This window comes from Burkholderia sp. AU30198, assembly GCF_020419825.1.
Classification (GTDB): Bacteria; Pseudomonadota; Gammaproteobacteria; order Burkholderiales; family Burkholderiaceae; genus Burkholderia.
Genome location: NZ_JAIZSA010000003.1, coordinates 86,485 through 108,473, shown reverse-complemented (window position 1 = coordinate 108,473; position 21,989 = coordinate 86,485). Strand labels below are relative to the sequence as shown.

The window sequence follows — 21,989 nt, the reverse complement described above, 5'->3', positions numbered from 1 at the left end:
ATCGGGCCGGCCCGCGTGCCGTTTTTCATGGCGGCGCGCGCATCGGGCCGGCACCGGGCGGGCGTGGTGCCCGCGCTGCGTGGCGGGCTGCCCGGCCGCGCTCGACTGCGGGCCTCGCCTCGTGATGTAATCGCGCGAAACTGCCGACCGGGGTACGACGCCGGAAAGCGCAATTCATTCTTCACGAGGTCGATTCATGTCTCCCGTCTCGGCATTCAAGCTGGTTTTGTTGTCATTCCTCGCGATCGTCGCGCTCGAATGCATCGCCAAGCGGCTGCGGCTGCCGCCCGCGGCCGCGCTGCTGATCGGCGGCATCGGCATCGCGTTCATCCCCGGCCTGCCGCCGATCAATCTCGATCCCGAACTGGTGCTGCTGGTGTTCCTGCCGCCGCTGCTGATGGACGGTGCGTACTTCTCGGTGTGGGAGGAGTTCAAGCGTAATGTCGGCGGCATCCTGCTGCTTGCGATCGGCGCGGTCGTGTTCACGACGTTCGCGGTCGGCTTCGCCGTGCACTGGGTGGCGCCGTCGCTGCCGTGGGCCGCGTGTTTCGCGCTCGGCGCGATCGTGTCGCCGCCCGACGCCGTTGCCGCGAAGGCCGTGCTCGAACGCGTCGCGTTGCCGCGCCGGCTGATGGTGCTGCTCGAAGGCGAGAGCCTGCTGAACGACGCGGCCGGGCTCGTGCTGTTCCGCTTTGCGGTCGCGGCCGCGCTTACCGGCGCGTTCAGCCTCGAGCACGCGGTCGTGCGCTTCGCGGAGCTCGGGCTCGGCGGCGTGGCGATCGGCTTCGCGGTCGGCAAGCTCGTCGTGTGGTTCCTGAAGCAGCTCGACGACGACTACCTCGTGATCACCGTCGCGGTGATCGCCGGCTGGATCGCCTATATCGCGGGCGAAATGGTCGAGGTATCCGGCGTGATCGCCACCGTCACGGCCGGCATGATCGTCGGCTGGCATCAGCACGAGGTGTTCTCGGCGGCCGTGCGCACGCGCGGCACCGCGTTCTGGCAGGTCATCGTGTTCCTGCTCGAAGCGATGGTGTTCGTGCTGATCGGGCTGTCGCTGCGCGGCGCGATCCACCGGCTCGGCGGCTTCGAGCAGGTGCTTGCCACGATGGTGCCGCCGATGCTCGCGGTGCTGGCGGCGGTGATCGTGTCGCGTTTCGTGTGGATCTACGCGGTCGAGGCGCTGAAGTGGCCGGTGCGCGGGATCGCGCGGCGCGGCGAAGCGCCCGACTGGAAGGCCGCGACGATCATGAGCTGGGCCGGGATGCGCGGCGTCGTCACGCTGGCGATCGCACTGTCGCTGCCCGAGGCGATGCCCGGCCGCGACGTGATCCTGGTCGCGTCGTTCGCGGTGATCCTCGTCACCGTGCTGCTGCAGGGCACGACGATCGGGCCGTTGATCCGGCTGCTGCGCCTGCCGCAGCGCGAAGAACGTGCGGCGCATCACCTGACCGAGCCGCAGACGTGGGCGTACATCGAGGCTGCGCAGCTCGCGGCGATCCAGCCGCTCGTGCGCGACGAGAACGGGGCCGTGATTCATCCGCGCCTGCTCGAGCAGTACACGTATCGCGCGGAGCTGACCGAGCGGGCGAAGAACGAGCCCGCGTATCCGGCAGAAGTGCGTACCGCACACTACGATGTCGTGCTGGCCGCGATCCGGGCCGGGCGCGCGGAACTGTTGCGCCTGCACCGTTCGGGGCACATCCACGACGAGATGCTGCATGCGCTCGAACGCGACCTCGACCTGCAGGAAGTGTCCGCGCAGCACGCGCGCGGGTAAGGCTGCTCACCACCGTCATACCGCCGTCGAGCGGCCGGCTCCGGCCAGCCCGATGCGCGCGGGCCGATCGTTGCCTGGCGCGCCATTTTTTCTTCCGCCGGCGCGCCGATTCGGCGGATTTCCATCCGGCCCCCAATGCGGCGGGCAGCCGGCCTTGCAGCGCATGCAAACCTTATGGCGCCGGTCTCGCAAACGTTACCGCCTTTCGAATTCCGAAATGATCCGATTTAACTGATTCCGGCTCGTTCGTCATATTTGGCAAAACTAAACCGGAAGGAGATAGATGCTGTGTTCTAATTTCATTTAGAATCAGCCGGTTATGTTTATTGAGAGAAAGGATGCGGAGGTAATGCGGCCGCCAACGGGGAGAAATCGGCGTCCGGAGCCCCGCTAGGCAGTGCCGACAGGCCAAATCGGCGGAATCGGGCGGGATTTTCAACCGCCAGAATGAGATAGCATCCAAGCCGGATAAACAACTCCTATGAAAGAATCGACTGGAGAATCGGCGTTTGAAGCTGTATTTATGAAAGAATCGAGCGGTGATAATGCCTCGGATTGTCTTGAATCGGGGTTATCGGTCCTTCTCGTCGACGATCAACCGTTCGTCGGCGAGGTGATCCGCCGCGCGCTGCGCAGCGAACACGACATCGACCTGCACGTGTGCACTGACGCGCACCGGGCGATGGCGGTCGCGCGCGACGTGAAGCCGACGGTCATCCTGCAGGATCTCGTGATGCCGGAGATCGACGGCCTCGATCTCGTCCGCGCGTGGCGCGCGGATGCCGGCACCGCTCGCGTGCCGATCATCGTGCTGTCCGCGAAGGAGGAGCCGATCGTCAAGCGCGAGGCGTTCATTGCCGGCGCGAACGACTATCTGGTGAAGCTCCCCGACGCGATGGAGCTGGCCGCCCGGATCCGCTATCACTCGAATTCGTACCTGATGTCGCGGCAGCGCGACGAGGCGCTCGATTTCCTGTCGCACGACATGCGTTCGCCGCAGACGTCGATCCTTGCGCTGCTCGACGTCTACCGGACCGAGCACGGCGACATGCCGGCGATCATGGAGCGCATTGCCGGCCATGCACGGCGCGCGCTCGCGCTGGCCGACGGCTTCATCCACCTGACCCGCGCGCAGTCCGAGCGCCGCGCACACGAGGTCGTGAGTCTCAACGAGATCGTGCTCGACGCCGTCGACCAGCTGTGGGAGAAGGCAGCCGGGCTCGGCAGCCGGGTCGCCGCGCACGTGCCCGATACCGAGTGCGTGACGATGGGCGACCGCATGATGCTGACGCGCGCGGTCGCGAACCTGATCGACAACGGGCTGAAGTACGGCCCGGCCGGCACGGACGTGCACTGCACGCTGAGCGGCGAGGACGGTGCCTGGCTGATCGGTGTCGAGGATACCGGCGCCGGGATCGCGCCGGAGCAGCGCACGGCCGCGACCGAGTCGTTCGTGCAGCTCGAATCCGTGCATGGTGCGGCACGCGGCGGCTTCGGCCTCGGGCTCGCGTTCGTCCGCGCGACGGCGGCGCGGCATCGCGGCCAGATCCTGATGCGCAATACGGCGCGCGGCTTCATGGTCGCGCTTCGGCTGCCGGCGCAAGCGGAGCGGTGATTTCGCGGCGCGGCCTGCCGGCGCCGCGCTGCCCGCAGACCCCGATGCGCTCGTGGCGCGCCGTCCGGCGCACAGGCGGGCGCGAATTTTTTCAACGCTGATTTTAGAAAGCCCATAACGAACATGGCCACCGTGACGCCTCGCGCGACCAATGAAAGCCTGCATCCGACGATCGGCGCTGGCCGGCTGACGCTCGGCAATCGCATCCTGCTCAGCTTCGGCGTGCTGTTCGTGCTGATGCTGGTGACAGCCGGCGTGTCGTACGAGCGACTGCGCGCGATCAATACCGAAGCCGTCAGCATCGAGCGCGACTCGCTGCCCGGCGTCTACCTCGCGTCGTCGCTGCGCGGTTCTGTCAACGAATCGTTCACGCTGCTGCAGCAGGCGACCTTCGTCGACACCCAGCCCGAAACCGCGCAACGCGATCTCGCGAAGATCTCCGACGCGCTGAAGGAGATCGAGTCGCTGACGATCGACTACCAGAACACGACGTTCCGCGATGACGACCGGCAGCGCTTCGCGGCATTCCGCGGCGCGTACGACCACTACGTGCCGCTGCTGAACGAAGCCGTGCAGAAGAGCCGCTTGTCGCGTGAGGAGGCCGTCGCCGCCTACGCGAAGACGGTGCCCGCGTGGACCGAGGTCGTGCGCAACGCGAACGTGCTGGTGCAGGAAAACCGCAAGTTCGCCGAGCAGTCCGCGAAGCTGATCCGCGAATCCGTGCAGGACACCGAGGTGGTGCTCGCGACCGCACTGGCGTTCGTGCTGCTGTCCGCGCTCGGTCTCGGCTACTTGCTGTTCCGTTCGGTGACCGTGCCGATGGCGCGGCTCGTCGAGGTGCACGACGTGATGCGCACCGGCAACCTGACGCGGCGCCTCGACCTGCGCCGCCGCGACGAATTCGGCACGCTCGAGACGGGCTTCAACCGGATGGCCGACGAGCTGACCGAGCTCGTGGCACGCGCCCAGCAGTCGTCGCTGCAGGTGACGACGTCGGTGGCCGAGATCGCGGCGACGTCGCGCGAGCAGCAGGCAACCGCGAACGAGACCGCGGCGACGACGACCGAGATCGGCGCGACCTCGCGCGAGATCTTCGCGACGTCGCGCGACCTGCTGCGCACGATGAACGAGGTGGCCGGCGTGGCCGAGCAGTCGGCGACGCTCGCGGGCGTGAGCCAGAGCGGGCTCACGCGGATGGGCGAGACGATGCGCAGCGTGATGGACGCGGCCGGTTCGGTGAACGCGAAGCTCGCGATCCTCAACGAGAAGGCGCTGAACATCAACCAGGTGGTCGCGACGATCACCAAGGTGGCCGACCAGACCAACCTGCTGTCGCTGAACGCGGCGATCGAGGCCGAGAAGGCCGGCGAATACGGCCGCGGCTTCGCGGTCGTCGCGACCGAGATCCGCCGCCTCGCCGACCAGACGGCGGTGGCGACCTACGACATCGAGCAGACCGTGAAGGAAATCCAGTCGGCGGTGTCGGCGGGCGTGATGGGGATGGACAAGTTCTCCGAGGAAGTGCGCCGCGGCATGCTCGACGTGCAGCAGGTCGGCGGGCAGCTGTCGCAGATCATTGCCGAGGTGCAGACGCTCGCGCCGCGCTTCCAGATGGTCAACGAAGGGATGCAGACACAGGCGAACGGCGCCGAGCAGATCACGCAGGCGCTGTCGCAACTGTCGGAGGCCGCGCAGCAGACGGCCGAGTCGCTGCGTCAGTCGTCGCAGGCGATCGACGATCTGACGCTCGTCGCGAACCAGTTGCGCACCAGCGTGTCGCGTTTCAAGGTCGACGCGTGACGCGCGCCGACGCGCAGAACGGCGCCCACGCGCTGTTCCTGATGTTCGAGCTCGACGGCGAACGCTATGCGCTCGACGCGGCCGGCATCGACGAGGTGCTGCCGCTCGCGGTCACGAAGGCCGTGCCCGGTGCGCCCGACTGGATCGCCGGGCTGCTGATGCGCGGCAGCCAGCCGGTGCCGGTGATCGACGTGCCGATGCTGGCGCTCCGGCGCCGCGCGCATGCGTTGCGTTCGACGCGGCTCGTGATGGTTCGCTACCGCGCGAACGGGGCCGGCGGCGAGCGCACGATCGGGCTGATCGTCGAGCGCGCGACGCAGACGATGCGGATCGACCGCGCCGCGTTTCGCGCGAGCGGCATCTCGACCGCGCGCACGCGCTGGCTCGGGCTGGTCGCGAACACGCCCGACGGCGTCGTGCAGCAGGTGTCGGTATCCGACCTGATCGACGACGTCGCGCGCCTGTATCTGTTCGACGGCCTGCCGGGCCACGGGGGAGAGTCTGCATGAAAGAGTCCGAATCGCGATTTCGCGGTTGGCTGCTGCGCGAGACCGGCATCGACCCCGATTCGCTCGGCAACGATTTCCTGATCCGAGCGCTGACGGAGCGCGTGCATGCGCTGCAGACGGACGGCGAGCGCCTGCCGTCGGCGGCGCGGCCGCCCGTGACGCAGGACGCGCTCGACGCATACTGGCAGCAGCTCAACGCGTCGGCCGACGAGCGGCGTGCGCTGATCGAGCTGTTCGTCGTGCCCGAGACCTGGTTCTTCCGCGACCGCGAGGCTTTCGCGACGCTCGCGCGGCTCGCGGTGGAGCGGCTCGCCGCGCTGCCCGGCCGCGTGATCCGCGTGCTGAGCGCGCCGTGCTCGACGGGCGAGGAGCCGTATTCGGCGGCGATGGCGCTGCTCGACGCTGGGCTCGACCCGGCCAGCTTCACGATCGACGCGATCGACCTCAGCGCGCGCGCGATCGAGCAGGCGCGGCTCGGCTGCTACGGGCGCAATGCGTTCCGCGGCACCGCGACGGAATTTCGCGCGCGGCACTTCATGCCGACCCGCGACGGCTGGCTGCTCGACGAGCGCGTGCGTGCGTGCGTGCAGTTCAGTCAGGCGAACCTCGTCGAACCGGCGGTGGACACGGGCATTCGCTACGATTTCGTGTTCTGCCGCAACGTGCTGATCTACTTCGATCGCGACGCACAGGATCGCGTGATCCGCTCGCTCGACGCGCGTCTGGCCGGCGACGGCATGCTGTTCGTCGGGCCGGCCGAAACGGGTGTCGCGATGCGGCACGGGATGCGCTCGGCGCGCGTGCCGCTGGCATTCGCGTTTCATCGCGAGCCCGCCGGCGCGACGGCCGACGCATCCGCGGCCCGGCCGCTGGCGTCGTTGTCGGCGGCGGCGTCGAATCGGCGCACGGAGCGCTTCACGGTCGCGCCGCTCGCGGCGACGCGCTCGGTGCTGGCAGTCACGCCGCCGGCCTGGCTCGACGGCGCACGCCAGCCGTTCGCGGCGGCGCAGCCGGCCATGCACGCAGCTGCGTTCGATACACGGGCCGACCTGCCGGTGGCGATGGCCGAACCGGCTGCGCCGGTTGCCGACAGCGCCGCGCCGACGCTGGAAGAGGCGCAGGCGCTGGCGAATGCCGGCGCGTTCGACGAGGCCGAGCGTGTGCTCGCGCAGTTCTCGGCGCGTGTCGGGCCGCATGCCGATGCGTTCTACCTGAACGGGCTGATCGCGGATGCGCGCGGACGCGCCGCGGAAGCCGGCGACTTCTACCGGAAGGCGCTGTACCTGCGGCCCACGCACCACGAAGCGCTGACCCATCTTGCGACGCTGCTCGACGTCGGCGGCGATCGCGCGGGCGCGCAATGGCTGCTCGAGCGCGCCCGGCGTTCGGCCGGCTGACAAGACTAGGGGTTGGGGACCGACATCGCGATGACCAGAGGAACTCATGAACCGCGCCGCCGCTGCCATTGACGAGACGACGATCGACGTCGACGATTGCTGGAACCGGATCGGCACGCGCGGCGACCGCACGTGCGAGCGGCTGAACGACTGCCTGCGCTGCCTGAACTGCCCGGTGTACGCGTATCACGCGGCGAAGCTGCTCGAGCGCCCGCTCGACGGCGCGGAGATGGCCGACGCGACGCGCCGGATGAGCGCGTCCGGCGCGCCGCACGTGCGCGATGCTGACGCCGACGCCGATACGCACCATGCCGCGCTGGCGTTCCGTGTGGCCGACGAATGGCTCGCGCTGCCGATCGGCGTGCTGCGCGAGATCGCCGGCACGCGCCCGATCCATTCGCTGCCGCATCGGCGCAATTCGGCCGTGCGCGGCGTGGTCAACATCCGCGGCACGCTGCGCATCGCGATCTCGATCGGCGCGCTGCTCGGCCTCGACGCCGCCAAGGGCGGCAACGGCCACGGTGGTGACGATGGCCGCTTCACGCGGCTGCTGGTGGCGGCGCACCAGGGCGAGCCGGTCGTGTTTCCGGTCGACGAAGTCGAGGGTGTGCTGCGCTTCGGCGCATCCGACTGGGTGCCGGTGCCGGCGACGGTCGGGCGCGCGAGCGCCGGCCTGTCGCGCGGCGTGTTGTCATGGCGCGGCAAGTCGGTGGGTCTGCTCGACGACGACCGTCTGTTCGACGCCGTGACACGGAGCATGCGATGAGCGGCGATGACGACCTGAGCCACCTGTCGCTGCTCGAGCTGTATCGCGAGGAGACGCGCACGCAGACCCAGGCGCTGTCCGAGCGGCTGCTCGCGCTCGAATCGGGCGAGCCCGATTCCGTCGCGCTCGAGGCATGCATGCGCGCCGCGCATTCGCTGAAGGGGGCCGCGCGCATCGTCGGCGTGCCGCTCGGCGTCGAGATCGCGGGGCGGATGGAAGAGTGCTTCGTCGCCGCGCAGGCCGGCACGATCGCGCTGACGGCCACGCACGTCGACGTGCTGCTGGCCGGCGTCGATTTGCTGGTGCGCGTCGGCGATCCGCAGGGGCAGCCCGTCACGCAGACCGAGATCGACGTGTTCGCGGCGGCGCTGACGGGTGCCGACGGCGCGCAGACGATGCAGGCGCCGGCCGCCGTCCCGCCGCCGTTGCCGCCGTCGGTCGTGCCGTATCGCGAGCACGACGGCGCGGCGAACGAGCCGGTCGGCGCCAACGCCGCGGTGCCGCCGCTCGCCGTGTCGGGCACGGTGCCCGATCCGGCCCAGGCCGGCCGCGTGGCAGGCGCCGGCGCGATGCGTCGCGTGCGGGCGGACACGCTGAACCGGCTGCTGAGTTTGTCCGGCGAATCGCTGGTCGAATCGCGCTGGCTCAAGCCGTTCGCCGAATCGATGCTGCGCGTGAAGCGCGCGCAGCGCGACGCGGCCCGCTCGCTCGATTTGATGTACGAACAATTTGCCGACGATCTCGACGCGGGCATGCTCGCGTCGATGAACGAAGTGCGGCACATGCTGAACGACCTGCAGCGTTCGCTCGCCGAGCGCATGGACGAATTCGACCGCTTCGAGCGGCGCAGCACGCATATCGCCGAGCAGCTTTACGACGAGGCGCTGCAGTGCCGGATGCGACCGTTCGGCGACGCGACGCGCGCGTACCCGCGCATCGTCCGCGATCTCGCGCGCTCGCTCGGCAAGCAGGTGCGATTCTCGATCGTCGGCGAGGGCACGCAGGTCGACCGCGACATCCTCGACCTGCTCGACGCGCCGCTCGGCCACCTGCTGCGCAATGCGATCGACCACGGCGTCGATTCGCCCGAGGCGCGGCGCGCGCGCGGCAAGCCGGACGAGGCGAGCGTGACGCTGGAGGCGCGCCACAGCGCCGGCTCGCTGCTGGTCAGCGTGATCGACGACGGCCCGGGCGTCGACATGGACGCGCTGCGCGCGGCCGTCGTGCGCCAGCGCCTGACCGACGACGAGACAGCCGCGCGGCTGTCCGATCCCGAGCTGCTCGAATTCCTGCTGCTGCCGGGCTTCTCGATGCGCGACGCGGTGACCGACGTGTCGGGTCGCGGCGTCGGCCTCGACGCGGTGCAGGAGATGGTGCGCGGCGTGCGCGGCGCGGTGCGGATCTTCAACGAGCCGGGCGCCGGCATGCGCTTCGTGCTGCAGTTGCCGCTCACGCTGTCGGTGATCCGCAGCCTGCTCGTCGAGGTCGGCGGCGAGCCGTATGCGTTCCCGCTTGCGCACGTGCGGCGTACGCTCGAACTCGCGCACGAGAACATCGACGTGCTCGAAGGGCAGCCGCATTTCCCGTTCGACGGCCGGCGCGCGGGGCTGGTCGCCGCGCACCAGCTGCTCGACGCGGGCGAACCCGACGCGGCGCGCACGAGCACGGCGGTCGTGGTCGTCGGCGGCGAACCCGAGCTGTATGGTGTCGCGGTCGACCGCTTCCTCGGCGAGCGGATGCTCGTCGTGCAGCCGCTCGACAGCCGCCTGCACAAGATCCAGAACATCGCGGCCGGCGCGCTGCTCGAGAACGGCGACCCGGTGCTGATCGTCGACGTCGAGGACCTGATCCGCTCGGTCGACAAGCTCGTGCGCGGCGGGCAGCTCGCGCGGCTCAAGCGCGACCCGCAACTTGCGCTGGCCGACCGGCGCCGCCGCGTGCTCGTCGTCGACGATTCGCTGACGGTGCGCGAGCTCGAACGCAAGCTGCTGGAAAAGCGCGGTTACGACGTGACGGTCGCGGTCGACGGGATGGAAGGCTGGAACGCGGTGCGCAGCGATGCGTTCGATCTGGTCGTCACGGACGTCGACATGCCGCGCATGGACGGCATCGAGCTCGTCACGCTGATCAAGAGCGATCCGATGCTCAAGCGCGTGCCGGTGATGATCGTGTCGTACAAGGATCGCGACGAGGATCGCCGGCGCGGGCTCGATGCGGGCGCCGACTACTACCTCGCGAAGAGCAGCTTCCACGACGAGGCGTTGCTCGATGCCGTGCACGACCTGATCGGAGATGCACGCGGATGAACATCGGCATCGTCAACGACCTGCCGCTGGCCGTGGAGGCGCTGCGCCGCGTGATCGCGCTGCGCACGGACCACCGCGTGCTGTGGGTCGCGACCGACGGTGACGAGGCGGTGGATTTCTGCGTCGCGCATCCGCCCGATCTCGTGCTGATGGATCTCGTGATGCCGAAGGTCGACGGCGTCGCCGCGACGCGCCGGATCATGGCGCGCGCGCCGTGCGCGATCCTGATCGTGACGGCGAGCGTCAGCGCGAACACGTCGTCGGTCTACGAGGCGATGGGCGCCGGCGCGCTCGATGCGGTCGACACGCCGACGCTCGCGCTCGGGCTGTCGGCCGACGCGTCGCCGCAGGCGCTGCTCGCGAAGATCGACCAGATCGGCCGGCTGCTCGAAAGCCGCACCGCGGTGCTCGTGCCGCCGGGGCCGACGCCCGAGCGCGGCCAGCCGACGCTCGTCGCGATCGGCGCATCGGCGGGCGGGCCGACCGCGCTGACCGCGCTGCTGCGAGCGCTGCCGGCCGACTTTCCGGCGGCGATCGTGATCGTCCAGCACGTCGACCAGGCGTTCGCGTTCGGGATGGCCGAGTGGCTCGACGGCTATACGCGGCTGCCGGTGCGCGTCGCCCGGCAGGGCAGCGTGCCGCAGGCCGGCGAGGTGCTGCTCGCGGCGACCAACGATCACCTGTATCTGTCGCCGCGCGGCGTGCTCGGCTATACGCAGCATCCGGTCGAGACACCGTACCGGCCGTCGATCGACGTGTTCTTCAACAGCGTCGCCGACGGCTGGCAGGGCGAGGCGTTCGGCGTGCTGCTGACGGGCATGGGGCGCGACGGCGCGCTCGGCCTGAAGGCGATGCGCGCGAAGGGCTGCTACACGATCGCGCAGGACGAGGCGACCAGCGCCGTCTACGGGATGCCGAAGGCGGCCGCGGCGATCGGGGCGGCGTCGGCGATCCTGCCGCTCGAGCGGATCGCGCCCCAGTTGATCTCGCGAATCAAGCGCCCGCTGCGCGACTGACGCCGCTCGCGGGGCGCGCGATGCCGTCCCGTTCCGGTGTGCCGCTGGCCGCATTGCGGGCGTCGCGCGGCGTCGCGTACAATGGCGGCCAGCGGAGATGGCATGCCTCCCTGCGGTCGTATGCGGCGCGTTGCGCACGGTGCGGCCCTCAACCGCCGGTTCGCCCGGCTGATGATGCCTGCGTGTTCCTGGGTTGTCAGGAGGTCGCAGGCCGTCCATGCGGATTTCTACCGCCCAGGTTTTGATGTTCCGTCGAATCTGGAAATCATGTTTTTCACGACTTCTGCCGATCTTCTCGCGACCGTGCGCTATGTGTGCCGCTGGCTCGCGCTCTCGGCCCTGCTTGGCACGCTGGCCGGCACGGCTTCCGCCTTGTTCCTGATCGCGCTCGACTGGGCGACCGGCACGCGCGTGGCGCACCCGTGGCTGCTGTGGGGGCTGCCGGCCGCCGGTTTCGCGACCGGCTGGATCTACCATCGCTTCGGCCAGTCCGTCGCGCGCGGCAACAACCTGCTGATCGACGAGATTCACGACCCCAAGGCACTCGTGCCGAAGCGGATGGCGCCGCTCGTGCTCGTCGCGACCGTCGTCACCCACCTGTTCGGCGGCTCGGCCGGCCGCGAGGGCACGGCCGTGCAGATGGGCGGCGCGCTCGCCGATCGCGTCACGCACGTGTTTCGTCTCGATCGCGAGCATCGCCGCGTGCTGCTGATGGGCGGCATCGCGGCCGGGTTCGCATCGGTGTTCGGCACGCCGCTCGCGGGTGCCGTGTTCGGGCTCGAGGTGCTGGCGATCGGGCGCGTGCGGTATGACGCGCTGCTGACCTGCGTCGCCTCCGCGATCGTCGCGGACGTCGTGTGCCGCGCGTGGGGCGTGCATCACACGGCCTATGCGATTCCGTTCGTGCCGGCCGTGTCGGCGACGGGGCTCGCCATGACGGTCATCGCGGGCATTGCGTTCGGCATGGTCGGGCGGTTGTTCGCGTTTGCGACGCATGCGCTGACCGCGTGGTTCCGGCGCGTCGTCCGCTATGCGCCGCTGCAGCCGGTGCTTGGCGGCCTGCTGGTCGCCGCGGCCGCCACCGCGCTGAACGTGCCGCAGTATCTCGGCCTCGGTATCCCGACGATCGAGGCCGCGTTTCACGGCCCGCTGCCGCTCTACGATTTCGCGGGCAAGTTCGCGTTCACCGTCGTCACGCTCGCGTCGGGGTTCAAGGGCGGCGAAGTGACGCCGCTGTTCTACATCGGCGCGACGCTCGGCAACGCGCTCGGCCAGGTGCTGGCGCTGCCGGTGCCCGTGCTCGCGGGGCTCGGCTTCGTCGCGGTGTTCGCTGGTGCGGCCAATACGCCGATCGCGTCGACGATCATGGCGATCGAACTGTTCGGCGCGGATATCGGCGTGTATGCGATCGTCGCGTGTGTCGTCGCGTATCTGTTTTCGGGGCACGCGGGGATCTATCGCGCGCAGCGCGTGGCGGTGGGGAAGGGCGCGCAGGCGGAGGCGGAATGATGCGGGCGCGGAAGGCAGAGTCGTCGCGCATCCTCCGGGAACGCGATGCATGCGATGTCGGAGGGGGAACGTGTCGTTGCGGGTACATCTGATCGGGCCGGGCGGCGCCGGCAAGACCACGGTCGGGGAGATCGTCGCGGCGCGCCTGAACTGGCGGTTCGTCGATGTGGATCGATGCTTCCTGGCCGCGCACGGGAACATCGCCGATTTCATCCGGAGCCACGGCTATGCCGGGTATGCGTCGCACAACGTCCGGCTGTACGAGCAACTCAGGCGCGGCATGTCGGCGCCCACGATCTGCGCGGTGTCGTCCGGGTTCATGCTGTACCCGGACGATGTCGCGCCGGCCTATCCGGCACTACGCCGTGGCATCGAGGCGGACGGATTCACCGCGCTCCTGCTGCCGTCGTTCGACCTCGAACGCTGCGCGAAACTGATCGTGGGCCGGCAAATGTCCCGGCCGTATCTGCATGCGAATGAAGCCGACGAGATGCGCAAGATCCGCGATCGGTTCCCGGCGTTCATGCGCCTGAACTGCAAGCGGTTTGCGAGCGACGGCCCACCCGAACACGTGGCGACCGACATCGAGCGCTTTATCGTGGCGTCGATGGCTTCGCGTGAACACGGTTCGCATCCGGCCGCGGCCGGTACGCGGTGATCCAGCGGATCACCTGGGGCGTGTTCACGCTAACGACGGGCTTGCGCTTGCGCCGGCACCCGTTACGGCTTCGGCAGCCGCGCGACATGGCGCGCCAGCAGTTCCTCGATATCGATGCCTTTTTCCGCCAGCAATGCGGTGACGACGCCGTTCAGTTCGCCGAGCGTTTCCTTGACCGATTCCCGGATCGTATCGACGACCACCTGTGTGCTGCGTTCGATCTCGATGTTGACCGTGTCGTTGACGCCCTTCGCATCGAAGGTCGTCGCGCGGCGCGTTTCGGGAATCAGCCAGACATCGAACCAGCCTTCGTCGCGGTTGACGTCGGACACCGTCAGGCTGCAGCCGTTGATCGCGATATAGCCCTTCGCGAATACGTACCGCTTGAACGCCTCCGGCACTTCGATGCGCACCATCCGGTTGTGTTCGGACATCGCGATGTGCCGGATGGTCCCGGTGAAGTCGACATGGCCGGACAGCGGATGCCCGCCGATTTCCGCGCCGTCTTTCGCAGCCCGCTCCACGTTGATGTGCGCGCCCGTCGCGAGATCGGCCAGCGTGGTGATCCGCAGGCTCGGCAGCATCACGTCGAAGTCGATCAGCTCCGGCGAATGGATGGTCGTCACCGTCAGGCAGACGCCGTCGACCGACACGCTGGCGCCGATCTCGATGTCGTCGGTAAAGCGCTCCGGGAATTCGATGCTGAAGGTTCTCAGTTCCCCGTGGTCGGCGATGGTCTTGATGGTGGCAACGCCCTGGACAATTCCTGTAAACATGGTCGATCCCTAGTCGCAAATTTCCTGATCGACATGATAAGTGATCCCGGAAGCGGCGGCCTTGCGGCCCGCGCCTGGGGGCGAGCGACGAGATTCGCGGGCGCAAAAAAAGCCGTGCACCTGGCACGGCCTCGATCCGGATCCATTTGCCGACGCGCGCCGGCGGTGATGACCGCACCGCCGGCGCGCGCCGTGACGCGCTTGCGTTACACCTCGGCCGGCTCGCCCAGCGGCCCGGTGTCGTCATCCGCCGTGCGCCGCGGCGAATCGGCGAGCCCCTTCGCGAGCTCCAGCGCCTGCCGCTCGAACAGCCGGCGATAGATGCCGCCGTCGATCCGGATCAGCGCGTCGTGGCTGCCTTCCTCGATCACCTTGCCGCGATCGAGCACCAGCAGCCGGTCGAGCGCGCGCACGGTCGACAGCCGGTGCGCGACCACGAGCGTCGTGCGGCCGACCATCAGCCGTTCCATCGCCTGCTGGATCAGCAGTTCGCTCTCGCTGTCGAGGCTCGACGTCGCTTCGTCGAGGATCAGGATCGGCGCATCGGCGAGGAACGCGCGTGCGATCGCGACCCGCTGGCGTTCGCCGCCCGACAGCTTGATCCCGCGTTCGCCGACGAGCGTGTCATAGCCGTCCGGCAGCGTGGCGATGAAGTCGTGCGCGCTGGCCAGCCGCGCGGCGCGCTCGATGTCGGCCCGGCTTGCGTCGGGGCGCGCATACGCGATGTTCTCCGCGAGCGTGCGGTGGAACAGCACGGGCTCCTGCTGGACGATCGCGATCTGGCTGCGCAGCGAGTCCTGCCGCACCCGCGCGATGTCCTGGCCGTCGATCGTGATGCGGCCGCCCGACACGTCGTACAGGCGCTGGATCAGCTTGATGAACGACGTCTTGCCCGACCCCGAGTGGCCGACGAGGCCCACGCGCTCGCCCGGCGCGATCCGCATCGAGAAATCGTCATACAGCGGCACCGGGTGGTTGTCGTAGCGGAACGTCACGTGCTCGAAGCGGATCTCGCCTTGCCCGATCCGGATGGCCGGTGCGCCGGGGCGATCGTCGATGCCGAGCGGCTGGCGTTCGAGCGCGACGAGCTCTTCCATGTCGTTCACCGAGCGCTGCAGGTTGCGAATATGCATGCCGACGTCGCGCAGGTAGCCCTGCAGCATGAAGAACATCGTCAGCGCGAACGCAATATCGCCGACGCTCGCCTCGTTGTTCGCCCACAGCCGCAGCGCGACGCCGATCATCGCGGCCTGCATCGCGACGAGCATCGCGCCCTGCAGCCCGCCGTTGAGCGTGCCGCGCACCCACGTGCGGCGCGTGCGCTGCCGCCACTTGCCGATCACGCGCGCGAGCCGCGCTTCCTCGCGCGTTTCCGCGCCGAACGCCTTGACGACCGCGTTGCAGCTCACGGCATCGGCGAGCGCGCCGCCCATGCGCGTATCCCACAGGTTGCCGAGCCGCGCGGCCGGCGCGACGATGCCGAGCGACACCGCGACCGTCACCGTGATGTACAGCAGCGAACCCGCGCCGACGACGAGCCCCATCACGGGCCAGTGCGTGCCGAGCAGCACGGTGGCGCCGACGAGCATCGTGACCGACGGCAGCAATGCGATCAGCACGGTGTCGTTCAGCAGGTCGAGCGCCCAGATCCCGCGCGTGATCTTGCGCACGGTCGAGCCCGCGAAGCTGTTCGCGTGCCAGTCGGTCGAGAAGCGCTGCACGCGATGGAACGACGCGGCCGCGATCTCGCTCATCATCGTCAGCGTGAGCTTGATGATGTTCAGGTAGACGCCTTGCCGCAGCACCGTCGCGCCGAGGCCGAGCGCGGCGAGCGTGCCGAACGCGACGAGGGCCGCATGCCATGCGGCGGCGCGGTCGGTCAGGCCCATCGACAGCGCGTCGACGAGGCGACCGGCGAACAGTGGCGTGAGCACGTCGGCGAGCGCGGCGAGCAGCGCGAGGCCCGCGACCGTGGCGGTGCGGGCCGGCTGCTTGCGCCAGTAACGGAAGGTGAAGCCGAAGACGGCCTGGAATGCCTGGCCGCCCAGATGGGTGGTTTTTCTGGTCATTTATCGTTGCCCGGCGCATCGCGCGACGGGACTTTCCGGTTCGGAGAACATCGAAAACGCAACAGCCGGACCGCGCGAAAATCGCGGGCGGAAAACGAAACGGGCTGTCGGGAAACGGCGCGGCTGACGGGTTAGCGGAAAACTCGGGAGCCGGCGCGGACGGCGGGCTGGATCAGCTGTGCCGTGGGACCACGTTCGGGAAGGTTGCTGGCATTGGGAACATCTGCACCTCCCCTGAAGTGAACGGTTGAAAGGACGCCGAAAAGACGTGAAAAGATTCTATCAGCAGAGCCGGGCGCGCCGCAACGTCTGACGAATGGGCGTTGCAGTGTCGATACGGTTAGTATTCAGGGTTTCGGCCCTTCTTTTGCGGCCCTTCCACAGTGCGGCAGCGCAAGGGCCGGCACGCGCATCGATTACACTTCAGCGTCTGCGGCGCACGACGCCGCGGCCCTCGCAGATTCACCACGATACATTCCTGAGGAAACGATGAGCGACGTTCAGCAAGGCATCCTGACCCCGATCGATACGGTGTCCCGATACCTCACTTTCACGATTTCGAATGACGGCAATGTGGCAGCGGCACTGGCCGCGCTGCGCGAGATCGTCGACGGACGCGACACGGTGGTCGGGTTCGGGCACGCGCTGGCGGCGCACCTCGGGCACCCGGTCCCGGGCCTGACCGAATTCCCGACGTTCGCGGTGAAAGACCGCACGCTGCCGGCCACGCCGGCCGACGTGTGGGTCTGGCTGCGTGGCGACGACCGCGGCGAGATCGTGCTGCGCGCGCGGGCGATCGAACGCGCGCTGGCGCCGGCGTTCGCGTTGCAGGACGCGGTCGACGGTTTCCGCTATTCGACCGATCGCGACCTGTCCGGCTATGAAGACGGCACCGAGAATCCGGACGGCGACGAAGCGGTGGCCGCGGCGATCGTGACGGGGCAGGGTGCGGGGCGCGACGGCGCGAGCTTCGTCGCGGTGCAGCAGTGGCTGCACGACTTCGACCAGATGGAGCGCATTCCGTCGGGCGACATGGACAACATCATCGGGCGCCGCCGCTCGGACAACGAAGAACTCGACGACGCGCCCGAATTCGCGCACGTGAAGCGCACCGCGCAGGAAAGCTTCGAGCCCGAGGCGTTCATGCTGCGCCGTTCGTCGCCGTGGTCGGACGCGCGCCGCGCGGGCCTCTACTTCGTGGCGTTCGGCTGCTCGTTCCGCGCGTTCGACGTGCAGATGCGCCGGATGAGCGGCGCGGATGACGGCATCGTCGACGGCCTGTTCCGCTTTACGCGGCCGCTGACGGGCGCGTATTTCTGGTGCCCGCCGATGAAGGACGGCAAGCTCGACCTGTCCGCGCTCGGACTGTAAGCGCCTGACGGGTTCGATGAAACGGGGGGGCCGCGCATCGTGCGTGGCCCCCCGTTTTTTTTCGCGGCGATCGTGCGTTGCGTGCGCTGTGTGCGTTGCGTGTCAGCTCAACGTCGTCTCGATCCGCGTGCCGCGCTTGATGAACAACGTGACCGGTGTTTTCTCGCAGATTTCGGCGAGGCGCTGGCGTTGCGCGTCGTCGAGCGGGCCGTCGAGCGTCACGACGCGGCGCACGTATTGGGTACCGTCGCGATCCGCATGCAGCTCGGTGCGCACGTCGATGCGCGCGGCAGGCCACGCCTTGCGCTGCATATACATGCGCAGCGTCGCGGCCGTGCATTGCGCGAGGCCGGCCAGCACGAACGCGAACGGTGCCGGCCCGCGATCCTGGCCGCCTTCGCGTGGCGCTTCGTCGCCGGTCAGCGCGTGGGTGCCGGCTTGCAGCTGGACGACGTAGTCGGGCGCATCGGCGTCGAGGACGGCGGCGGCATGGATGAGCGACATGGCAGGTCTCCGGTCAGCGGGAACGAGAAAGCGGGCGCCGCGGGGCGGCGTGCAGCCGTCAGCATACCGCCCCGATCGCAACGGCGCGCCGTGCGGCTACGCGTCGGCGACGCCGGCGCTGCTGCGCACGAGCGCGGCGATGCGTTCGCGCACCCACTGGTGCGCGCGATCGGCGTCGCGCGATTCATGCCAGTACGCGAGCAGCGGGAACGGCTTGAGCCGCAACGGCAGCGGCCGCACGACGATAGGCAGCAGCGCGGCCATCCGCAACGCATAGGTGTGCGGCAGCGTGACCAGCAGGTTGCCGGTCGCGGCGATCTGGCACGCGGCGAAATAGTGCTGGCAGGTGAGCCGGATATCGCGGAAGCGTCCGTCGTTGCCGAGCAGCACGTCGAGCGATTGCGGCTCGCCGAGCGACGACACCGCGACATGCTCCGCCGTGAAATAGTCGCTGCGTCGCAGCGGGTCGCGCGCCAGCGGATGATCGCTGCGCAACGCGACGACGAGCGAATCGTCGAGCAGGTGTTCGGTGGCGATGCGCGGGCCGGTCGGCACGCGGCGATCGACGGCGAGATCGAGGTTGCCCGACGCGAGTTCGCGCTCGATGTCGGCCACCGCGATGCGGCGGCTCACGAGCCGCAGGCCCGGCGCTTCGTCGGCGAACGCGGCGACGATCCGCGGCAGCGCGATCGATTCGAGCACGTCGCGAATGCCGACCGCGATGCTCAGGTCGAGCGTCGCGGGATCGAATGCCGATGGCGCGCGTGCGGTGCGTTGCAGGCCCTTCAGGTGCACCTGCACGTCCGCGATGATCGAACGCGTGCGTTCGGTGGCCACGACGCGGTTGCCCTGCCGCACGAACAGCGGATCGTCGAAATGCGCGCGCAGCCGGTTGAGTGCATGCGTGACGGCCGGCTGCGTGAGATGCAGCGCGCGGGCGGCCGCGCCGATGCCGCCATGTACGTAGACGGCGTCGAGCACGCGAAACAGGTTCAGGTCGAGACGGTGATCGGCGGGCACGGGGCGTGGGCGGCGTGATGAATCGTGGCTCGATTCTAAAGGATGCGCAGGCAACGGATACGCGGGCGTTCCGGCGTGGCGGTCGATCGCGCGGGACAGGCGCCGATATCGTTTGGGCCGATATCCGGCTGCGCATTTATCCGGATACCCGAGGCATTATGTCGTCATGAAATGCGCAAAGTGCGCCGCACATAATCGCAATAATCGGCGAGAACGGCCCGTGCGACGCGGCGCCCGCCCGCCAGTCACCCCCGACAGCCTGTAGTAATCCGCCATCATGCTGTCCCGGTCGGCCATTTCGCGCCAAAGGCGCGACCCGTTCGGCTAAGATGCCGTCGCTTCATATTTCGGGATAGCCGTCCTGTCGCACGCATTCAAACCAAATATAAGCCTGACAGTTCGACGGTAATAAAAGAAGTCGAAACAAGTCGGGGGCTTGGCCAGTGAATGCAGCAGATCAGAGGTGGGTCGTTATCTATTTGAGTACGGGGTTTTCGTTGGCCCAGGCCGCGCGTCTTGGCGAGGCTTTCAACCTGGCGAATCGCCTGCACGCATACAGTGCGGATTACCAGTTGAAGTACGTATCCGAAAGCGGGGGGCTGTTGCAGTCGTCGTCCGGCGTGAGCATCGCGGCCGATCCGCTCGGCGACGAGCACGGCCGCCGTGCGCTCGCGTTCTTTCATCTTCACGGCGATCGCGCGGCCGTCAACTGGGACGGCGCATTGCAGCGCCGCCTCAGCGACATTCGCCGTCATGCGCGCTGGATCGTCGACGCGATGGATCTGCCCGCGCTCGCGGCCATGCAGCGGCCGTCGGCGACGCTCGAAGAGCGGCCGGGCCGGGCCGGGCGCCGGGTCGCCACGACGGTCGAGCTGCAGGCCGGCGAAACCGACGTGTTCGCCGCCGTGCTCGACATGTTCCGCGTCGACCTTGGCGACAGCGCCGCGCAGGAGATCGCCAGCAACATGCTGCGGCCCGTCGAGCAACGCTATACGCAGTCGATGTGGGCCTTTCGCGAGCTGAGCGCGAGCCCGTCGATCCGGATGTCGGCGCAGCGGCTGCGCGCGCAGAGCGTGAACCGCATCTCGATCGCGAACGCCGCCCAGGCCGCCGCGATGAGCGAGCGCAATTTCCTGCGGCGCTTCAAGAAGGAGATCGGCGTGACGCCGACCGAGTTCGTCCAGCACGTGCGGCTCGAGCGCGCCTGCCACATGCTGGTTCATACGACGCTGCCGGCCGACAAGGTCGCGCGGCGCACCGGGTTCGGCAGCGGCGAGCGGCTCGCGAAGCTGTTTCGCCAGCGCATGCTGATGTCGCCGACGGAATTTCGCGTCACCGAACGCGAAAGGATCCTCACCCGAGGCGCCATGCCGCCCGATGCGGATGGGGGGGCCTGCGACGACGCCGGGGGGCAGTGCGCCGCGTGCGCCGCCGCGCGGGAGAAAACAGGTCGGATACCCGTAGAATCGTCCTGTCGCGATCTCGATCCCCGGTTTCCATGCCCCTCCTCCCCACTACCGCCACCGCCCCTTTCTGCCCGTCGGAAGTAAAGGGCAGCATCACGATCGATGCCGGCGCGCCGCGCTGGCAGAAGCTCAAGCGCTTCTTCGGCCCCGGCCTGCTGGTCGCGATCGGCTACATGGATCCCGGCAACTGGGCGACCGACATCCAGGCCGGCTCGCAGTTCGGCTATTCGCTGCTGTGGGTCGTCGCGTTCTCGAGCCTCGCGGCGATCTTCCTGCAGATGCTCGCGGCGCGGCTCGGCCTCGTCGCGGGCAGGGATCTCGCGCAGGCCAGCTACGACCGCTACGGCCGGCTCGGCCGCATCGTGCAGTGGGTGACCGCCGAAGTGTCGATCATCGCGTGCGACATCGCGGAAGTGCTCGGCTGCGCGCTCGCGTTCAAGCTGCTGCTCGGCGTGCCGCTCGCGTGGGGGATCGTGCTGACCGCGCTCGACACGGTGATCGTGCTCGGCCTGCAGGGCAAGGGATTCCGGCAGATCGAGGCGATCGTGCTCGCGCTGATCGCGACGATGGCGTTCTGCTTCGTCGCACAGGTGGCGATCACGCCGCCCGACTGGCATGCGGTGGTCGGCGGGCTGGTGCCGGGCGATCCGGGCCACGACCGCAAGGACGCGATCGTGCTCGCGCTCGGCATCGTCGGCGCGACGATCATGCCGCACAACCTGTACCTGCATTCGTCGGTCGTGCAGACGCGGCGCGTGGTGGGCGGGGCACGCGGGACGATCCGCGACACGCTCGCGCTGGTGCGCATCGATACTTTCGTGTCGCTGTTCGTCGCGATGCTCGTCAACGCGGCGATCCTGATCGTCGCGGGTGCGGCGTTCCATGCGACGGGCCAGCACAACGTGACCGACATCGAGCAGGCGTACAAGCTGATTACGCCGATCGCGGGCGGCGCGGCCGCGCTGCTGTTCGGCATCGCGCTGCTCGCGTCGGGGCAGAGCTCGACGCTCACCGGCACGATCGCCGGCCAGGTGATCATGGACGGCTTCCTGCATACGAAGATCCCGTGCTACCAGCGCCGGCTGATCACGCGCGGGCTCGCGCTCGTGCCGGCGCTGATCGGCGTGCTGTGGCTCGGCGACGGCTCGGTCGGGCAGTTGCTCGTGTGGAGCCAGGTGCTGCTGAGCCTGCAGCTGCCGTTCGCGATGTGGCCGCTGATCCGCTCGGTCAGCGATCGCAACACGATGGGCGAGCACACGATCGGGCGCGGGATGCAAATCGCCGCGTGGGCGCTGTTCGTCGTCATCACCGGCACGAACCTGCTGCTGATTACCGGTGTGGCGGGCTGATACAGGCTGTCACAGGCTGAAACAGGCGCGCTGCGCGCATGCGGTAAACTGCGGCCTTTCGATCGTCGTCCGAAGTCC

17 protein-coding genes and 1 riboswitch are annotated in these 21,989 nt (G+C 68.7%); of the genes, 13 read left to right on the top strand and 4 right to left on the bottom strand.

Annotated elements, in window-relative coordinates; translation table 11 throughout:
• The first annotated feature begins 196 nt into the window (after nt 1-196).
• From LGN19_RS09345 to LGN19_RS09300, 10 genes are all read left to right on the top strand, one after another.
• Complete coding sequence (locus LGN19_RS09345) at nt 197-1,780, top strand: Na+/H+ antiporter (protein ID WP_226214173.1); 1,584 nt, start codon at nt 197-199, stop codon at nt 1,778-1,780.
• 481 nt (nt 1,781-2,261) lie between these two features.
• The gene (locus tag LGN19_RS09340; protein ID WP_319000642.1) at nt 2,262-3,395 is read left to right on the top strand and encodes a hybrid sensor histidine kinase/response regulator; all 1,134 of its coding nucleotides are present in this window, start codon (nt 2,262-2,264) and stop codon (nt 3,393-3,395) included.
• A 123-nt stretch (nt 3,396-3,518) separates the two neighbouring features.
• On the top strand, nt 3,519-5,195 hold the full coding sequence (locus LGN19_RS09335) for a methyl-accepting chemotaxis protein (protein ID WP_226214169.1): 1,677 nt from the start codon (nt 3,519-3,521) through the stop codon (nt 5,193-5,195).
• Nucleotides 5,192-5,704, top strand: coding sequence for a chemotaxis protein CheW (locus LGN19_RS09330; protein WP_226214167.1), 513 nt, complete (start codon nt 5,192-5,194; stop codon nt 5,702-5,704). The genes LGN19_RS09335 and LGN19_RS09330 overlap by 4 nt, the downstream gene beginning before the upstream one ends.
• Entirely contained in the window at nt 5,701-7,101 is a 1,401-nt protein-coding gene (locus LGN19_RS09325) for a CheR family methyltransferase (RefSeq protein WP_226214165.1), read from the top strand. The genes LGN19_RS09330 and LGN19_RS09325 overlap by 4 nt, the downstream gene beginning before the upstream one ends.
• A gap of 46 nt (nt 7,102-7,147) precedes the next feature.
• The gene (locus tag LGN19_RS09320; RefSeq protein WP_226214163.1) at nt 7,148-7,867 is read left to right on the top strand and encodes a chemotaxis protein CheW; all 720 of its coding nucleotides are present in this window, start codon (nt 7,148-7,150) and stop codon (nt 7,865-7,867) included.
• Nucleotides 7,864-10,173, top strand: coding sequence for a hybrid sensor histidine kinase/response regulator (locus LGN19_RS09315; protein ID WP_226214162.1), 2,310 nt, complete (start codon nt 7,864-7,866; stop codon nt 10,171-10,173). Before LGN19_RS09320 ends, LGN19_RS09315 begins: the two co-directional genes overlap by 4 nt.
• Nucleotides 10,170-11,189 (top strand): chemotaxis response regulator protein-glutamate methylesterase, encoded by a 1,020-nt coding sequence (locus LGN19_RS09310; RefSeq protein ID WP_174958192.1) that lies wholly within the window; start codon nt 10,170-10,172, stop codon nt 11,187-11,189. The genes LGN19_RS09315 and LGN19_RS09310 overlap by 4 nt, the downstream gene beginning before the upstream one ends.
• 84 nt (nt 11,190-11,273) lie before the next feature.
• Nucleotides 11,274-11,377, top strand: a riboswitch (Fluoride riboswitch).
• A 79-nt stretch (nt 11,378-11,456) separates the two neighbouring features.
• Nucleotides 11,457-12,698 carry a voltage-gated chloride channel family protein gene (locus LGN19_RS09305; RefSeq protein ID WP_175221761.1) on the top strand — a complete coding sequence of 414 codons (1,242 nt, stop codon included), beginning with the start codon at nt 11,457-11,459 and terminating at the stop codon, nt 12,696-12,698.
• A 70-nt stretch (nt 12,699-12,768) separates the two neighbouring features.
• Nucleotides 12,769-13,356, top strand: coding sequence for a shikimate kinase (locus tag LGN19_RS09300; RefSeq protein WP_226214160.1), 588 nt, complete (start codon nt 12,769-12,771; stop codon nt 13,354-13,356).
• 62 nt (nt 13,357-13,418) lie between these two features.
• Here LGN19_RS09300 and LGN19_RS09295 read toward each other — a convergent pair whose 3' ends face one another.
• The gene (locus tag LGN19_RS09295; protein ID WP_122949099.1) at nt 13,419-14,132 is read right to left on the bottom strand and encodes a riboflavin synthase subunit alpha; all 714 of its coding nucleotides are present in this window, start codon (nt 14,130-14,132) and stop codon (nt 13,419-13,421) included.
• Nucleotides 14,133-14,338: 206 nt separating this feature from the next.
• On the bottom strand, nt 14,339-16,201 hold the full coding sequence (locus LGN19_RS09290) for an ABC transporter ATP-binding protein (RefSeq protein WP_175221762.1): 1,863 nt from the start codon (nt 16,199-16,201) through the stop codon (nt 14,339-14,341).
• 489 nt (nt 16,202-16,690) lie between these two features.
• On the opposite strand from LGN19_RS09290, the gene LGN19_RS09285 reads away from it, so the two are divergent.
• On the top strand, nt 16,691-17,572 hold the full coding sequence (locus LGN19_RS09285; RefSeq protein WP_174958188.1) for a Dyp-type peroxidase: 882 nt from the start codon (nt 16,691-16,693) through the stop codon (nt 17,570-17,572).
• A 102-nt stretch (nt 17,573-17,674) separates the two neighbouring features.
• Here LGN19_RS09285 and LGN19_RS09280 read toward each other — a convergent pair whose 3' ends face one another.
• Both LGN19_RS09280 and LGN19_RS09275 read right to left on the bottom strand, forming a co-directional pair.
• Entirely contained in the window at nt 17,675-18,076 is a 402-nt protein-coding gene (locus LGN19_RS09280; protein ID WP_174958187.1) for an OsmC family protein, read from the bottom strand.
• 96 nt (nt 18,077-18,172) lie between these two features.
• A complete protein-coding gene (locus tag LGN19_RS09275) occupies nt 18,173-19,096 on the bottom strand; it encodes a LysR family transcriptional regulator (protein WP_226214158.1) in 924 nt (307 codons plus the stop codon).
• Between the two features lie 497 nt (nt 19,097-19,593).
• Between LGN19_RS09275 and LGN19_RS09270 the strand changes: the two genes are divergently transcribed.
• Both LGN19_RS09270 and LGN19_RS09265 read left to right on the top strand, forming a co-directional pair.
• Entirely contained in the window at nt 19,594-20,646 is a 1,053-nt protein-coding gene (locus LGN19_RS09270; RefSeq protein WP_175221764.1) for a helix-turn-helix domain-containing protein, read from the top strand.
• Nucleotides 20,595-21,911, top strand: coding sequence for an Nramp family divalent metal transporter (locus LGN19_RS09265; RefSeq protein WP_122949105.1), 1,317 nt, complete (start codon nt 20,595-20,597; stop codon nt 21,909-21,911). Before LGN19_RS09270 ends, LGN19_RS09265 begins: the two co-directional genes overlap by 52 nt.
• The last annotated feature ends 78 nt before the right edge of the window (nt 21,912-21,989 follow it).

Bases quoted from the DNA above. Each gene is read 5' to 3' on its own strand.
- LGN19_RS09320 (WP_226214163.1), top strand. From the start codon at position 7,148: ATGAACCGCGCCGCCGCTGCCATTGACGAGACGACGATCGACGTCGAC.
- LGN19_RS09310 (WP_174958192.1), top strand. From the start codon at position 10,170: ATGAACATCGGCATCGTCAACGACCTGCCGCTGGCCGTGGAGGCGCTG.
- LGN19_RS09285 (WP_174958188.1), top strand. From the start codon at position 16,691: ATGAGCGACGTTCAGCAAGGCATCCTGACCCCGATCGATACGGTGTCC.
- LGN19_RS09295 (WP_122949099.1), bottom strand. From the start codon at position 14,132: ATGTTTACAGGAATTGTCCAGGGCGTTGCCACCATCAAGACCATCGCC.
- LGN19_RS09325 (WP_226214165.1), top strand. From the start codon at position 5,701: ATGAAAGAGTCCGAATCGCGATTTCGCGGTTGGCTGCTGCGCGAGACC.
- LGN19_RS09340 (WP_319000642.1), top strand. From the start codon at position 2,262: ATGAAAGAATCGACTGGAGAATCGGCGTTTGAAGCTGTATTTATGAAA.
- LGN19_RS09315 (WP_226214162.1), top strand. From the start codon at position 7,864: ATGAGCGGCGATGACGACCTGAGCCACCTGTCGCTGCTCGAGCTGTAT.
- LGN19_RS09345 (WP_226214173.1), top strand. From the start codon at position 197: ATGTCTCCCGTCTCGGCATTCAAGCTGGTTTTGTTGTCATTCCTCGCG.
- LGN19_RS09265 (WP_122949105.1), top strand. From the start codon at position 20,595: ATGCCCCTCCTCCCCACTACCGCCACCGCCCCTTTCTGCCCGTCGGAA.
- LGN19_RS09280 (WP_174958187.1), bottom strand. From the start codon at position 18,076: ATGTCGCTCATCCATGCCGCCGCCGTCCTCGACGCCGATGCGCCCGAC.
- LGN19_RS09335 (WP_226214169.1), top strand. From the start codon at position 3,519: ATGGCCACCGTGACGCCTCGCGCGACCAATGAAAGCCTGCATCCGACG.
- LGN19_RS09290 (WP_175221762.1), bottom strand. From the start codon at position 16,201: ATGACCAGAAAAACCACCCATCTGGGCGGCCAGGCATTCCAGGCCGTC.
- LGN19_RS09305 (WP_175221761.1), top strand. From the start codon at position 11,457: ATGTTTTTCACGACTTCTGCCGATCTTCTCGCGACCGTGCGCTATGTG.